The following is a 14996-nucleotide window of genomic DNA, read 5'->3' on the forward strand; positions in this document are numbered from 1 at the left end:
GATTAGTCTTGCGTCAGTTCAGCCCGCATTTCCTCGATCAGTTCCAGCGCCTCTTCGCGGGTATTGCGGATGTTGGGACGGAAACCGGCGGTTTCGGCGCGCAGGCGGATGTCGGCCTCGGTTTCGGACCCGGCCGCGTAGCGCACCGAGCCAAGCGAGCCGGCCTCGTTCAGGCGCTTGCCGCGATGGGCGTATTGAATCCACGCACCGGGCAGGATCTGGCAGCCATTCATGTTGACCAGGAAAAACCAGCGCCGGTCGCTTTCCTTTATCATCTCTTCGAGGTAGTCGTAAAAATCGTTCACGTCGCGCGAATGGTGAAAGGTGAAGTGGGAAAAATCGACATCCATGATCACCCGCTCCTGGTCGAATTTCACCCGGCGGACAAAATCCGACAATTCGTAATTGCGTTCCAGCACAAGTTTCTTGCGCCGTGTCGACGGGATTTCGCGGATCCGGGCGATGGCGGCGTCGCGGTCGGCAAACAGGTTCGGGTCGAACGCCTCGGTATTCGCGGCGCGCTGGATCTGGCGCCGGGTGATGTCGGAGGCGTCGAACCGGACCGAGCCCATCGAATGGGCCATGTTGAGCGCCTTGCCGCGCCGCGAATAGGCGGTCCAGGCGACGGGGTCGATGCGGGTGCCGTTGAGATTGACCAGGAAAAACCACTTGTCCTCTCCGGTGGCTGCGATGCGCGCCTCAAGCCGGTCATACATGCGGTTCACGATCTCGGTCGTGTCAAAATGAAAGTCCGAGAAATTGGCCTCCAAAGCCTGAAGTTCGTCGTGAAAGCTGATGCGCTGGTCAAGCTCTGCTTCGCTGATACGGGTCGTGCCGTGCGGTTCCTTCATGGGCTGTTCCTCAATCAAGTCGCTTATTTATCCGTGCAGTATACAAATGTATGCCGTTTATTGCCCTGCCCGGTGATTCCAATCAATTTGACAAGCTGTCGCGCCCCCCGCGACCAGCGAAGGATGGCCGATGTCCAAGTATTTTGACGATCTCGAAACCCGCTCGCCGCAGGACCGCGACGAGGATCTGTTCCGCGAATTGCCACAGCAAATCGCCCGCGCGCAGAGCTTGCCGGGATACAACCAGTCCCTGAAAGGCGTCGAAGCCGGCACTATCCGCGCTATCGGGGATCTGGCGGATCTGCCGGTGCTGCGCAAATCAGATCTAGTCGGGGCGCAGGGCGCTGCGGCCCCGTTTGGCGGGCTGACGACGCACCCGGCCAGCGGGTTTGCGCATGTGTTCCAGTCGCCCGGGCCAATTTACGAGCCCGGCGGGAACAGCCATGACTGGTGGCGCATGGGCCGGTTCCTGCATGCCTGCGGTGTTGGTCCGGGCGATATCGTGCAGAACTGCTTTGGCTATCACCTGACGCCTGCGGGGATGATCTTTGAGAACGGTGCGCGGGCCGTTGGTGCCACGGTATTGCCTGCCGGCACCGGCCAGACCGAGTTGCAGGCGCGCGCGGCTGCCGATCTGGGCAGCACGGCCTATGCGGGCACGCCCGATTACCTCAAAACCATTCTGGACAAGGCCGACGAAATGGGGCTGAGCCTGAAGATCACCAAGGCGGCGGTTGGCGGTGGCGCTCTCTTTCCGTCGCTCCGGCAGGAATATGCTGACCGGGGGATTTCCTGCCTGCAATGCTATGCCACTGCCGATCTGGGCAACATTGCCTATGAATCCGAGGCGCAGGAGGGGCTGATCGTGGATGAAGGTGTGATCGTCGAGATCGTGACCCCCGGCACCGGTGACCCGGTGGCCCCGGGTGAGGTGGGCGAAGTGGTGGTGACGACGCTCAACCCGGATTATCCGCTGATCCGCTTTGGCACCGGCGATCTGAGTGCGCTGATGGACGGACCCAGCCCTTGTGGCCGCACCAACCTGCGGATCAAGGGCTGGATGGGTCGGGCCGACCAGACGACCAAGATCAAGGGTATGTTCGTACGTCCCGAGCAGGTGGCAGCACTGGTGGCGCGTCATGACGAAATCAGCCGCGCGCGTGTCATTGCCAGCCGCGAGGGCGAGCGTGATGTGATGACCGTGAAGATCGAAGCTGATGGCGGCGAGCCGGAAAACTACGCCGGATCGGTGGCCGATGTTCTCAAGATGAAGGGAACGATCGAGATCGTCGCCCGCGGCAGCCTTCCCAATGACGGCAAGGTGATAGAAGATCAGCGCAGCTACGATTGAGCACCTGATGCGAAGGGGATGAGATGCAGGGCGTGCGATTGATCGGGTACCTGCTGATGGCCCTTGCGTCTGGCGTGCCGGCGGCGCGGGCCGCGGATGTTGCGCTGATCCTTGGCGATACCGGCCAGACCGCAACGCTCAGGAATGACACCAGCATCACATCGGTCGATTTCGCGGCGCCGCTGCGCCAGGCCGGGTTCGAGATCATACAGCCGCGAAACCGTTCTTCCGGGAACATGCGGCTGGCGGCGCAGCGGGTCGAGGCCGCGCTGGCGGCGGGTACCGTGAACCGGCTGGTGATCGTGGTGATGGGGCCAGTGGCCAGCTCCGCGCGCGAGAGCTGGGCGCTGTCAAACGGTGCCGCTGGGGCAAGCTCACTGAACATCGGGGTGACCGGTATTCCACTGGGGGCACTGTCGGACATGGCGGCAGCAGCCAAGGGGCAAGCGGTGATCCTGATCGCGCCGGGCAGGGCGGTCGACACGCTGGGGCTTGGCCTGGAGCCGGGGCTGACCGACCTGAAGGCGGCGCCGGGAGTTACCTATGTGACCGGCCCGGCCGACCTGCTGACAGAAACGCTGACCGATGGTTTACTGACGGCAGGCAGAAGTTTCGACGACATCGCCCGGGATGCACCGCAGGGCGTTTCGGTCACAGGATTTGTTTCCGGTGAGGTTGGACTGATGGGACAGGAATGACAGGCACGCTGCGGTTCTCCGTTTCATGGCCGCCCGCAGGGCGCGCGAGCGGCAGCGTTCCCGTCGATACCGTTGGCAGGTTACTGCCAAGGCGAACGGCCACGCTTATGTGCGAACACAGGGCGGCCCGCGCCCTTCGGGTTCATCAAATTCCAAGGGACGCCGAACCCGTTGCCCCGAAACCGCTGCAAGAAGGCCGCGCGCGCCGGCGCAGCCCTCACACCTGCCGTCGAACGGTTGCCTACATTGCGTCGAGCAGCGCCTCGCCGCCCGAAACTTCGCAGACGCCGGGGTTTTCCTCGGCCTGCAACAGGCTGACGGTGCCATCCTCAACCAGCATCGCGTAGCGTTTCGAGCGTGACAGCAACCCGGCTGGCGGGGCATCGAAATCCATGCCGATGGCCTTGGTAAAAGACGCGTCGGCATCGCTTAGCATGGTGATGCCAGCGGCACCTGCGCCGGTGGCATCACCCCAGGATTTCATCACGAACGGGTCGTTGACGCTGACGCAGATAACCTCGTCCACGCCCTTGGCCGCCAGCGCATCCTTGGTGCGGATAAAGCTGGGTACATGGGCGGAATGACAGGTGGGGGTATAGGCCCCGGGAACCGCGAAGATAACCACCTTGCGCCCGTTGGTCTTGTCATCCAGCGATACGGTTTCCGGCCCCTCGGCCCCGATTTGCATCAGCGTCGCTTGGGGAAGTTTGTCGCCCGTAGAAATACTCATGGTCGCATCCTGTCTATCATTCAAGTTTCCGGTGGTTGTAGATATAAGCCGGGACAGGTGGCAATGCCACGGGTGAATCAGGGAGAAGGCGGAATGACGCGAGTTGTGGTGATCGGCGCGGGGCAGGCTGGGTCGTCGCTGGTGGCAAAGCTGCGCAACGGTGGTTTCGAAGGGCAAGTGACCCTGATCGGCGAGGAACCGGTGCCGCCCTATCAGCGCCCCCCCTTGTCCAAGAAATACCTGCTGGGCGAGATGGAGCTGGAGCGGCTCTACCTGCGGCCGGAAAGCTTCTACGACGAGAACGGGATCGACCTGCGCCTGAGCGAAGAGGTGAGCCAGATCGACCGCGCCGCGCAAGAGGTGGTCGCGGGCGGTGCGCGCCTGCCCTACGATCATCTTGTGCTGACGACCGGGTCGACACCGCGCCAGCTGCCGGCGGCAATCGGCGGGGATCTGGACGGTGTGTTCGTGGTCCGCGATCTGCGCGATGTCGATACGATGGCACCGGGGTTCGAAGCCGGCAAGCGGGTGCTGATCGTGGGCGGCGGCTATATCGGGCTGGAGGCGGCGGCGGTGGCCTCTGCCAAGGGGCTGAATGTCGTGCTGGTCGAGATGGCGGACCGCATCCTGCAACGGGTCGCGGCCAGGGAAACATCGGATTTCTTCCGTGCCCTGCATCGGGGGCATGGTGTGGACATCCGTGAAGGCATCGGGCTGGACCGGCTGACGGGTGACGGCCATGTCAGCGGTGCGCGGCTGAGCGATGGCACGGAACTGGAGGTGGATTTCGTGATCGTCGGCGTGGGCATCGCGCCCGCCACCGCGCTTGCCGAAGGTGCCGGACTGGAAATCGAGAACGGAATCAAGGTGAACGAGCTGGGCCAGACAAGCGATCCCGCGATCTGGGCGGCGGGGGACTGCGCCTCTTTTCCGCATGACGGCGGGCGTGTCCGGCTGGAAAGCGTGCCCAACGCGATCGACATGGCCGAATGCGTCGCCGAAAACATCATGGGCGCGACCAAGACCTATGTGCCGCAGCCGTGGTTCTGGTCGGATCAGTATGACGTGAAATTGCAGATCGCCGGGCTGAACACCGGCTATGACCGGATCGTCACCCGCCCCGGAGAGGCCGAGGGCCATGCCTCGTTCTGGTATTACAAGGGGGACCGGCTGCTGGCGGTGGACGCGATGAACGAGCCCCGCGCCTACATGGTCGGCAAGCGGCTGATCGACAGCGGCAAGACGGCGGACCCGGAAGTGGTGGCTGACCCGGCGGCGGATCTGAAGCAACTGATGCGCGCGTGAGGATCATCGGCGGCGCCCATCGCGGCCGGGCGCTGGCCTCGGTCGGCAAAGGCGATGCGGCGGCGCATCTGCGCCCCACGACGGACCGGGTGCGCGAAAGCCTGTTCAACGTGCTGGCGGGGGCCTACGGCGATCCGGTTGGCGGCGCCCGGGTGCTCGATATCTTTGCGGGCACCGGCGCGCTTGGGCTTGAGGCACTGTCGCGCGGGGCCGACTGCGTGTGTTTTGTCGAGGACGGGCGCAAGGCGCAGAAGATCCTGTCTGATAACATCGCATTGTTGCGCGCCGGTGCCGACACCAGGGTCGTCCGCCGCGATGCGCGCCGGTTGGGTGAAAACCGCGATGCCCCGTATGACCTGATCTTTCTTGATCCGCCGTATGGGAAATCCCTGGGTGAGGCGGCGCTGCAGGCGGCGCTTGACGGTGGCTGGGTCGCGGCGGGTGCCCTGATTGTATGGGAGGAGAATGCCGCCCTTGCCCCGCCCGACGGGCTGCACCTGATCGAGGCGCGAAAATACGGCGATACGACAATTTCGTTCCTTGAGAACAAAACCTGAATCAAATTCACCCAGTTTTAATCAAGTTCTGTTTTTGTTCTCTTTGTCACCAGGACGGAGAGTTAAGATGTTTCACCCCCGCGAGATCGCTGATGAGTTGGCTGGAATTCGGTCTGAGATTAACGCGCTCAAGATACGCGAGCAGATGTTGCGCGAGGTGGTGTTGAGTGATCCTGACAGCCATGCCGGGCAGCGCCATGAGGTTGTGGTCAAAAAGCAGAAGCGTCGCGTTCTGCTGCGTGACAGGCTGCCCGCACATATCCTGAACAACCCCGCCTATTGGGAAGAACGTGAGATACGCCACGTCACCGTGCGCGAACGTGAACTGTCGGATGTTGTCGATCTGTCCTTGCGCCGGGTCTTTACCGCCAGCCCGACGGATGACACCCCCGTTTCGCCGCGCCGGGCCGTTCGTCCCGGCGACCCGGTGGCCGCGCGCGCCAAGGCGCCTGTGTTGCGCCTGGTATCGCCCGAGCTTGACGCCCATGACGTGCTGGAACCGATTGCCGGCTGAATTCACAGGTGGATGCGCTGAAACCCGTCGAGCAGGTTTTTTATCCGCGCATCAGGTCAGGGAGGTCTCCGGTCAGCCCGGCGGCCTCCCTTATGAATCCGCGCCGCAGCGCGGGCAGGGCATTGATGGCTCCCATGCCCAGGTCCCGGCCCAATCTGATGAGCGGGTTGTCGTTTGAAAACAATCGGTTGGCCAGGTCGGTGGCAAGGGCCAGCGTGGCCGTGTCGAAGCGCCGCCATTGCTGGTAACGCGCCAGGACATCAGCTGCGCCGATGTCTTCACCGCGCCGTGTCGCTTCATCCAGCACCTGCGCCAGGGCGCCGACATCGCGCAGTCCGGCATTCAGGCCCTGGCCCGCAATCGGGTGCATCCCGTGGGCGGCGTCGCCAATCAGCGCAAGGCGATCCGCAACGAAGGAATTCGCCACGGTCAGCCCCAGCGGGTAGGTATAGCGTTTGCCGCGCAGCCTGATCTGCCCCAGGAAATCGCCGAACCGGGGGCGCAGCACCTCGATGAAATCCGCGTCCGGCAGGGCGGCGAACTGGGCCGCGGTCTCCTTGCTTTCGCTCCAGACGATCGAGCTGACATTGCCCGGCAAAGGCAAAATGGCAAGCGGACCCGGCGGCATGAAGAACTGATGCGCGACGCCGTGATGCGGCAGATCATGTTCGATGGCGCAGACCAGCGCGGTCTGGCCATAATCCCATCCGGTGCGCTGGATGCCTGCGCGGGTTGCCGTCCCTGACGCGCGCCCGTCGGAACCGACAAGCAATCCGCCCGAGAGCACACCGCCAGAGGCCAGGGTGACAGTCGCACCCGTGGCCGAGACTTCCTGCGCGACAACGGTTTCACCAGCAATATGCGTGATGTTCGGTGCCTCCGCCATCGCCTCGAGAAACGCGCGGCGCAAGAAGCGGTCTTCCAGCATGTGACCCATCGGGCCTTCTTCGATCTCGGCATGGTCGAAATGCAGGAAAAACGGTGACGCCCCTTCGCCGGCGCGCCCGTCGCTCACCCTGATTTCCAGCATGGGTTGGGCATGCTCCGCCACCCGGTCCCAGATGCCGATGGCATCGAGCAGCCGGACCGAGGCGAGGGCCAGCGCATAGCTGCGCCCGTCAAACGCGGCGTTCTTGCGAACCTTTTCGGCAAGCGCATCGACCACGGTGACTGTGTGACCGGCGTCGGCCAGCGCCAACGCCAGCGCCGGGCCATTCAGCCCGCCGCCCACGATCACGATATCGCTTTGATCCGTCATGCCCCTTCATATGGCGGCGCGCGCGGGATTGTCCATGCGCCGCAAGGCCGCTACCGTCCGATTCTACGCGGGAAATTCTCAGGGGGCGGCAATGCAGGAATGGCTTTGGAAATCGGCGGCGGATCTGGGCCGCGGCATCGGGGCGGGCGAAATCGACCCGGTGGCCCTGACCGAAACCTACCTGGCGGCGATCGACACCCATGCCGACCGCGACAGGATCTATTCGGCGGTCACCCGGTCCCGCGCCCGGGCCGAGGCCGCCGCCGCGTCCGCCCGCGCACGGGCAGGCCAGCGATTGGGGCCGCTGGACGGGGTGCCGATCAGCTGGAAGGATCTGTTCGACAGCGCCGGGGTCGAAACCTGCTCGGGCACGGCACTGCTGGAAGGCCGTGTTCCGGCCCGCGACGCGCGGGTTCTGCACGCGGCCACCGCCGCCGGTCTGGTTTGCCTGGGCAAGACCCATATGAGCGAATTTGCCTTCTCAGGCCTCGGGCTGAACCCGGTCACCGCCACCCCGCCCAACGTGAATGACCCCGAGGTTGTGCCCGGCGGGTCGTCCTCGGGCGCGGCGGCGTCGGTGGCTTTTGGCCTTGCCGCCTGCGGGATTGGGTCGGACACGGGCGGTTCGGTGCGAATCCCGTCCGCCTGGAACGATCTGGTGGGGCTGAAAACCACCAGTGGCCGGGTATCGCTGGACGGCGTGGTGCCGCTTTGTGCGCGCTTCGACACGGTCGGACCACTGGCGCGCACGGTCGAGGATTGCGCATTGATGCTGGCGACCCTGGAGGGCGGCAAACCGGCAGACCTGCGGGGGGCGTCGCTGAAGGATATCCGGCTGGCCGCGCTTCAGACCACGGTCCTGGAGGACATTCGCGAAGCACCCCTGGCCGCCTATGACGGCGCGGTAAAGCGGCTACGGGACGCCGGTGCGGTGGTCGAGATGATCGACGCGCCCGAAGTGGCCGAGGCGATGCCCTTGTCGGGCCTTCTCTTTACATCCGAGGCCTATGGTACGTGGCGGGACGTCATCGAGGCCAACCCCGGCAAGATGTTCGCCCCCATCCTCGAACGGTTCCTGTCCGGCAAGGACTTCGGGGCGCCGGATTACGTTGCCGCCTGGCAAAAGCTGGAGGCGCTGCGGGCGGTATGGCACGCACGCGTCGCGGGCTTTGACGCGGTCCTGATGCCGACGGCGCCGACGCTGCCACCCGATGTCGAGCGTCTGCTGACCGATGATGACTATTACCTGACGGAAAACCTGCTGGCGTTGCGCAACACGCGGGTGGGGAACCTGATGGGCCTGTGCGCGGTCAACCTGCCCACGGGCGTGCCAAGCTGCGGGATCACGCTTTGTGGCAAGCCCTTTGCCGAGGAACGCCTGTTGCGGGTGGCCGCGGCCGCCGAGGCGGCGCTTGGCTGATCCGATGCCTCCGGCGGGAGTATTTCGGGAACGATGAAAGCCGGGTCTGACGCCGCTTTGGCCTTGAAAAATAGGGGGTTGCCGGCGGTGGCCTGAGCTGTTGCCAAAAATGCCACAATCCTCTGTCAAGGCATTGGTTTTGCTGGACCTCTGCGCCGCGATTAGGGTAGATTCAGTGCGAACGGGGCGATAACGATCCCGAACCTGAGGCAGATTTGTATGTTTCCCGAGCGGTTTTCGAACCTACCGGCTTATGCGTTTCCGCGTCTGCGGAACCTTCTGGACGCCCACGCGCCCGGCGGCGAAGTATTGCACATGACGATTGGTGAGCCGCGGCATGATTTCCCCGCCTGGGTCGTCGATATCATTGCCGAAAATGCCAGCGGCTTTGGTAATTACCCGGTCAACGAGGGCGCGCCGGGCCTGCGCCGGGCGATCTGTGATTGGGTTTCACGGCGTTACCAGGTGACGCTGGATGCCGACACCAATGTCATGGCGCTGAACGGCACACGCGAAGGGCTTTACAACGCCATGATGGCGCTCTGCCCCGAAACCAAACATGGCGCGCCGCCCAAGATCCTGCTGCCGAACCCGTTTTACCAGGTCTACATGGTCGCGGCGCTGAGCGTGGGCGCAGAGCCGGTTTTCCTGCCGGCCACGCGCGAAACCGGCTATCTGCCTGATTTCGAAAGGCTTTCGCCGGACGTCCTGAACCAGGTGGCCGTGGCCTACCTGTGTTCGCCCAGCAACCCGCAGGGCGCGGTGGCCAGCCGGGACTATTGGGCCTCGCTGATCGGTTTGGCCGAAAAATACGATTTCAAGATCTTCGCGGATGAGTGTTATTCCGAGATCTACCGCAAGGATCCGCCGGTCGGGGCGTTGCAGGTTGCCCGCGAACTGGGTGCGGATCCCGAACGCGTGGCCATTTTCCATTCGCTGTCGAAACGGTCCAACCTGCCGGGACTGCGCAGCGGGTTCATTGCCGGGGGGGCCGAAACCATCACGCGCGTGCGCCAGCTGCGCAACTACGCCGGCAGCCCGTTGCCGATGCCGTTGCAGCACGCTGCCGAGAAGGTCTGGGACGACGAGGCGCATGTGGTCGAAAACCGCGCGCTCTATGCGGCGAAATACGCCCGCGCAGACGAGATCATGGCCGGGGTGCCGGGCTATACCAGCCCCGAGGCGGGATTTTTCCTGTGGCTGCCCGTCGAAGACGGTGAAGCGGCGACAATGAAGCTGTGGCTCGAGACAGGCGTACGGGTATTGCCTGGTGCTTACCTGAGCCGCGATGCCGGGGGTGAAAACCCCGGCAAAGGATATATCCGGGCCGCGATGGTGGCCCCAATAGAAGAGATGGCGCAGGGGCTCATACGGCTTCGCGACTGTCTCTACAGTTGAGTGCGAAAGAGGGAAGACATGGCATATCAGGCACGGGGACGTGATCCGCTGTTGGACAGCAACATGGCTGAGGCAATCGAGAAGCGCGGCAAGGAATTGCTGGGTCTTGTCCTGATGTGCCTGGGCGCGATGGCGGCGGCGATGATCCTTTCCTACAGCCCGGACGATCCCAGCTGGATGTCGGCTACCGATGCACCGATCGAAAACTGGCTGGGCCCGGTCGGCGCCACGATCGCCGCGCCGCTATTCATGATCGTGGGCTGGGGCGGCTGGGGGCTGGCGATTGTGCTGGGTGCCTGGGGCGCGCGCTTTGCGCTGCATCGCGGTCAGGAACGCGCCATCGGCCGGTTGATCTTTGCCCCGATCTGGGTGGCTGTTCTGGCGCTCTACGCCTCTTCCCTGACGCCGGGCGAAGAATGGAACGCGACTCATAATTTCGGGCTTGGCGGCCTTTTCGGCGATACGGTTCTGGGGGCGGCCCTGGGTATCATGCCGTTTGGCGCCAGCCTGTCGCTGAAACTGCTCTCGGTCATGCTGGGTGCGGGAATGCTGGTTCTGGGGGCCTTCGTTTTGGGCTTTACCCGTGCCGAGATCGCACGCCTGGGCCGGTTCCTTCTGGTGGGTATCATCATGACCTATGCCAGCATCATGATGCTGCTCGGCAAAGGAGCGGCAGGCGCCGCCACGACCGCGCGCGTCATGCAGGAGCGCCTGGCCGAGCGTCGTGACCGCCGGCTGAGCGATGCTGCGGCGTTTGATGACGACGACGCGATGCGCCGCGAACCGGTCGTCATGCGTACCGCCCCGTTGACTGAGGAGGCAGAGGTAACGGAACCGGCGGAGAAAACCGGCGGCCTGTTGGCGCGTATGCCCTCGCTGATTCGGCGGCCCGAGAAGATGCCCGAGCCGGAACTGGTCGAAACTGCCTACGAGGGTGACCCGGACGCGCCGGGAGACGAGCGGATCAGCGCCAAGATTGCCGATGTGATTCGCGCCCGTGTCCGCCAGAATCCGGCGGTTCAGGTGGCCAGCGTCGCGCCGTTGACGAAGGGCCGGGGCCGCGGGCCCGATCCGCTCATTCTCGACCGCGAACAGCCTGGACTGCGCGCCGAACCGCCCCTGACCGCGGACCAGATGACGGGGGCGTCGCTGACGCTGCCGGAAGCGCCTGCCGAGGATGAGGTTCTTGAGGCCGAAACATTCGACGGTGCCGAGGCACCGCGCATCCCCGTGGCTGAGCCGCGCAAGGTGGTGCAACACCCGGCGCGTAAGCCGGTTCAGCCCTCGACCCGCGCCATGGCCGAAGCGCAGCCCAAGCTGCAATTCGAGGAAAGGAAGCGCGCGCAATATGAACTGCCGCCGCTGAGCCTTCTGGCCAACCCGGTCAACATCAAGCGTCATCATCTGAGCGACGAGGCGCTGGAGGAAAACGCGCGGATGCTGGAGACCGTGCTGGACGATTACGGGGTGAAGGGCGAAATTGTCAGCGTCCGCCCCGGCCCGGTGGTGACGATGTACGAACTGGAGCCGGCGCCGGGTCTCAAGGCCAGCCGGGTGATCGGCCTGGCGGACGATATCGCGCGGTCGATGTCGGCCCTGTCGGCGCGGGTCAGCACCGTGCCGGGCCGCAGCGTGATCGGGATCGAACTGCCCAACGAGAACCGCGAGATGGTGGGCTTCCGCGAAATCCTGTCGAGCCGCGACTATGGCGACGGCAACCAGAAACTGCCGCTGGCGCTGGGCAAGGATATCGGCGGCGACCCGATTGTCGCGAACCTGGCAAAGATGCCCCACCTGCTGATCGCGGGCACGACCGGCTCGGGCAAATCCGTGGCGATCAACACGATGATCCTCAGCCTTCTTTACAAGCTGACGCCGGATGAATGCCGGATGATAATGATCGACCCCAAGATGCTGGAACTCAGCGTTTATGACGGCATCCCGCATCTGCTGAGCCCGGTGGTGACCGACCCGAAAAAAGCCGTGGTGGCGCTGAAATGGGTCGTGGCCGAGATGGAAGACCGCTATCGCAAGATGTCCAAGATGGGCGTACGCAATATCGACGGCTATAACGGGCGCGTGTCCGAAGCGCTGGCGAAGAACGAGATGTTCAGCCGCACCGTGCAGACCGGCTTTGACGATGAAACCGGCGAGCCGGTGTTCGAGACCGAGGAATTCGCGCCCGAAAAGATGCCCTATATCGTCGTGATCGTCGACGAGATGGCCGACCTGATGATGGTCGCGGGCAAGGAGATCGAGGCGTGCATCCAGCGCCTGGCGCAGATGGCCCGCGCCAGCGGTATCCACCTTATCATGGCCACGCAGCGCCCGTCGGTGGATGTGATCACCGGTACCATCAAGGCGAACTTCCCCACGCGGATCAGCTTCCAGGTGACCTCGAAAATCGACAGCCGCACCATTCTGGGCGAGATGGGGGCCGAGCAGTTGCTGGGCATGGGTGACATGCTCTACATGGCGGGTGGCGGCAAGATCACGCGCTGCCACGGCCCGTTCGTCAGCGACGAAGAGGTCGAGGAGGTGGTCAACAACCTCAAGGCCTATGGACCGCCGGAATACGTGAACAGCGTCCTCAGCGGCCCGAGCGAGGAGAAGGCCGACAGTATCGACGCGGTTCTTGGTCTGAATACCGGCGGCAATACCGATGGCGAGGATGCGCTTTATGACCAGGCGGTGGCGATTGCGATCAAGGACCGCAAATGCAGCACTTCCTACATCCAGCGCAAACTGGCGATCGGGTATAACAAGGCCGCGCGTCTGGTCGAGCAGATGGAGGATGAGGGCGTGGTCAGCGCGGCCAACCATGTGGGCAAGCGCGAGATCCTGGTGCCGGAGCAGGCCTGATCATCGCATGAACGCAAGGATAACCGGCGGCATCTTGGCGCCGGTCATGGCGGTTGTCGGATGAAACCGCTTGCGCAGCCACGCCTCTGCGTGAATACCCGGAATGCCGGCTGATATCGAATAACAGCGGTCGAATACCTACATCGTCTGGTGCAAGACGAATGATTGGAGTTGGTTTGACATGAATGTCTCTCGTATTCTCGCCGCGGGCGTGATCACGGTCATGGCGGCACTGCCTGCCGCGGCGGAAAAGCTGTCGCTGCCCGCGATCTCGCAATATCTGAACGCGATGAAAACGGCGAGCGGTGAGTTCACCCAGATCAATGATGACGGGACGATCAGCACCGGGAAAATCTATATCAAGCGCCCCGGGCGGGTGCGGTTCGAATATAATCCACCGGACCGGACGCTGGTGGTGTCAGACGGGGTGCATGTGGGTATCGCCGACGCGAAATCGAACCAGAAGGCCGAGGCCTATCCGCTGCGACGCACCCCGCTGAGCATCATTCTGGCGCGGGATGTGAACCTGAGCCGTGCGCGCATGGTGGTGGGCCACACCAGTGATGGCACCAGCACAACCATCGTGGCGCAGGATCCGGAACATCCCGAATATGGCAGTATCGAACTGGTATTCACCGGCAGTCCGATCGAACTGCGGCAGTGGGTGATCAACGACAATGCCGGGTCACGCACCACCGTGGTGCTGGGGGAGCTGACCAAGGGTGGACGCTTCAAGGATGAGATCTTCGCCCTGCCCAAGGGCGCGGTGATCCGTCAGGACAAATAGGCGGAAAGGGCCCGTTCACGCGGGCCCCGCCTTCAGTAGCGCCTGCCCCCGCATTGAGACAGCTGAACGCTGTAGATCTGCGAGCGTGTTTCAACCTCGCCTGCAACCCGCATGAGCCAGGGCTTTCCCCGATAGCTGCCGCGGGAATAACCTGTGCGCCCCTCGTGATAGGCCAGGTATTGATTGCGGGTATCGGCAAGCGAAATGCCCAGGCGATCGCGCGACTTGGCCATGTACCATCCCATGAAATCCGCCGCATCGTGGATATTGTCGCGGCGTGCGCGCCGGCTTCGGGTTTCGTTGCGATATTCATCCCAGGTCCCGTCCAGCGCCTGCGAATAGCCGAAAGCCGAGCTCTGGCGGCCCATCGGGATTACCCCCAGTGACCAGCGATAGGGCGTCCGCGCATCCGACTTGAATTTGCTTTCCTGGTAGATCGTGGCCATCTGCACCGGCACCGGAACACCCCAGCGACGCTCTGCCGCCTGAAATGCCCGGCGGAATTCCGGCCGGTCGTTCAATATTGCGCAGGCATTGTCCAGACGGCTCGGGGCCGGACCCCGATCACCGCCGCTGCTGCCACAGGATGCCAACAGCGCAACCGCCATCAATGCGCGAAGAGTTCTGCTCATCTGCCTCTCGCTATGTTTGTTTTCTTGTCAGTCTAGCGGAAAATCGGGCCGGTGGGAATCACCAATTACCGCCGGGAAGGATTTGATTTTCAATCAGAGATTGAATTTTGAAGCCATCACATTCGGCTGACGACAAGAAGCCGGGCAATCGACTGTCAAGGCTTGGTTCACAGACTGTTTCCTTTCTAAATGGCAGCTATTATTGGACAAACTGCCATTGAAACCGCTAAGGTCTGAGTTTAAGGGCTGGTGTGTAATGTTAAAAACGCGTGCAAAATATCATCTCGGGCAGGTTGTCCGCCATCGCAAACATCCGTTTCGCGGTGTGGTTTTCGACGTCGACCCGGAATTTTCGAATACCGAGGAATGGTATTCGTCGATCCCCGAGGAAAGTCGTCCTGTAAAGGACCAACCGTTCTATCATCTTTTGGCGGAAAACGAGCAGAGCTACTACGTGGCTTATGTCAGCGAGCAGAACCTGATCGCGGATTATTCGGGTGAACCGGTGGAGCATCCCGATATACCGGATATGTTCGGGCCGTTCGAAGATGGTCAATATCCGCTGCATTTTCAGCTGAACTGACCAGTTACCTATCTGAAATCATGGTGGCTTCCCAGGCTTGGTTGCCTGAT

Annotated in this window: 14 protein-coding genes; 10 read left to right on the forward strand and 4 right to left on the reverse strand. The window is 63.1% G+C overall.

What is annotated here, in order from left to right; all coding sequences use genetic code 11:
- Positions 1-2: 2 nt before the first annotated feature.
- Positions 3-851 carry a hypothetical protein gene (locus AAFO92_RS02460; protein WP_347533035.1) on the reverse strand — a complete coding sequence of 283 codons (849 nt, stop codon included), beginning with the start codon at positions 849-851 and terminating at the stop codon, positions 3-5.
- Between the two features lie 130 nt (positions 852-981).
- On the opposite strand from AAFO92_RS02460, the gene AAFO92_RS02465 reads away from it, so the two are divergent.
- Both AAFO92_RS02465 and AAFO92_RS02470 read left to right on the forward strand, forming a co-directional pair.
- Positions 982-2202: a phenylacetate--CoA ligase family protein gene (locus AAFO92_RS02465; protein ID WP_347533037.1), complete on the forward strand. Its 1221-nt coding sequence runs from the start codon at positions 982-984 to the stop codon at positions 2200-2202.
- Between the two features lie 23 nt (positions 2203-2225).
- On the forward strand, positions 2226-2900 hold the full coding sequence (locus AAFO92_RS02470; RefSeq protein WP_347533039.1) for a hypothetical protein: 675 nt from the start codon (positions 2226-2228) through the stop codon (positions 2898-2900).
- A 241-nt stretch (positions 2901-3141) separates the two neighbouring features.
- On the opposite strand, the gene AAFO92_RS02475 is transcribed toward AAFO92_RS02470, so the two are convergent.
- Positions 3142-3630 (reverse strand): peroxiredoxin, encoded by a 489-nt coding sequence (locus tag AAFO92_RS02475; protein WP_347533041.1) that lies wholly within the window; start codon positions 3628-3630, stop codon positions 3142-3144.
- Between the two features lie 93 nt (positions 3631-3723).
- Between AAFO92_RS02475 and AAFO92_RS02480 the strand changes: the two genes are divergently transcribed.
- The 3 genes from AAFO92_RS02480 to AAFO92_RS02490 all read left to right on the forward strand — a co-directional run bounded on the left by AAFO92_RS02480 (position 3724) and on the right by AAFO92_RS02490 (position 6006).
- Entirely contained in the window at positions 3724-4935 is a 1212-nt protein-coding gene (locus AAFO92_RS02480; protein WP_347533043.1) for an FAD-dependent oxidoreductase, read from the forward strand.
- Positions 4932-5492: a 16S rRNA (guanine(966)-N(2))-methyltransferase RsmD gene (rsmD, locus tag AAFO92_RS02485; RefSeq protein WP_347533045.1), complete on the forward strand. Its 561-nt coding sequence runs from the start codon at positions 4932-4934 to the stop codon at positions 5490-5492. Before AAFO92_RS02480 ends, rsmD begins: the two co-directional genes overlap by 4 nt.
- 67 nt (positions 5493-5559) lie before the next feature.
- Positions 5560-6006, forward strand: a complete 447-nt coding sequence (locus AAFO92_RS02490) for a hypothetical protein (RefSeq protein ID WP_347533046.1) — start codon at positions 5560-5562, stop codon at positions 6004-6006.
- Between the two features lie 40 nt (positions 6007-6046).
- Here AAFO92_RS02490 and AAFO92_RS02495 read toward each other — a convergent pair whose 3' ends face one another.
- Positions 6047-7264 (reverse strand): FAD-dependent monooxygenase, encoded by a 1218-nt coding sequence (locus tag AAFO92_RS02495; RefSeq protein WP_347533048.1) that lies wholly within the window; start codon positions 7262-7264, stop codon positions 6047-6049.
- 91 nt (positions 7265-7355) lie between these two features.
- On the opposite strand from AAFO92_RS02495, the gene AAFO92_RS02500 reads away from it, so the two are divergent.
- From AAFO92_RS02500 to AAFO92_RS02515, 4 genes are all read left to right on the forward strand, one after another.
- On the forward strand, positions 7356-8684 hold the full coding sequence (locus AAFO92_RS02500; protein WP_347533049.1) for an amidase family protein: 1329 nt from the start codon (positions 7356-7358) through the stop codon (positions 8682-8684).
- A 219-nt stretch (positions 8685-8903) separates the two neighbouring features.
- Positions 8904-10082, forward strand: coding sequence for an aminotransferase class I/II-fold pyridoxal phosphate-dependent enzyme (locus tag AAFO92_RS02505; RefSeq protein ID WP_347533051.1), 1179 nt, complete (start codon positions 8904-8906; stop codon positions 10080-10082).
- An 18-nt stretch (positions 10083-10100) separates the two neighbouring features.
- A complete protein-coding gene (locus tag AAFO92_RS02510; protein ID WP_347533052.1) occupies positions 10101-12944 on the forward strand; it encodes a DNA translocase FtsK 4TM domain-containing protein in 2844 nt (947 codons plus the stop codon).
- Between the two features lie 181 nt (positions 12945-13125).
- Positions 13126-13731 (forward strand): outer membrane lipoprotein carrier protein LolA, encoded by a 606-nt coding sequence (locus AAFO92_RS02515; protein WP_347533054.1) that lies wholly within the window; start codon positions 13126-13128, stop codon positions 13729-13731.
- Between the two features lie 32 nt (positions 13732-13763).
- Here the strand turns inward: AAFO92_RS02515 and AAFO92_RS02520 are convergent, their stop codons facing one another.
- Entirely contained in the window at positions 13764-14363 is a 600-nt protein-coding gene (locus AAFO92_RS02520) for a transglycosylase SLT domain-containing protein (RefSeq protein ID WP_347533056.1), read from the reverse strand.
- Between the two features lie 256 nt (positions 14364-14619).
- Between AAFO92_RS02520 and hspQ the strand changes: the two genes are divergently transcribed.
- Complete coding sequence (gene hspQ, locus AAFO92_RS02525; RefSeq protein WP_347533057.1) at positions 14620-14946, forward strand: heat shock protein HspQ; 327 nt, start codon at positions 14620-14622, stop codon at positions 14944-14946.
- Positions 14947-14996 lie beyond the last annotated feature (50 nt).

This window comes from Roseovarius sp. CAU 1744 (assembly GCF_039839345.1).
Classification (GTDB): Bacteria; Pseudomonadota; Alphaproteobacteria; order Rhodobacterales; family Rhodobacteraceae; genus Roseovarius.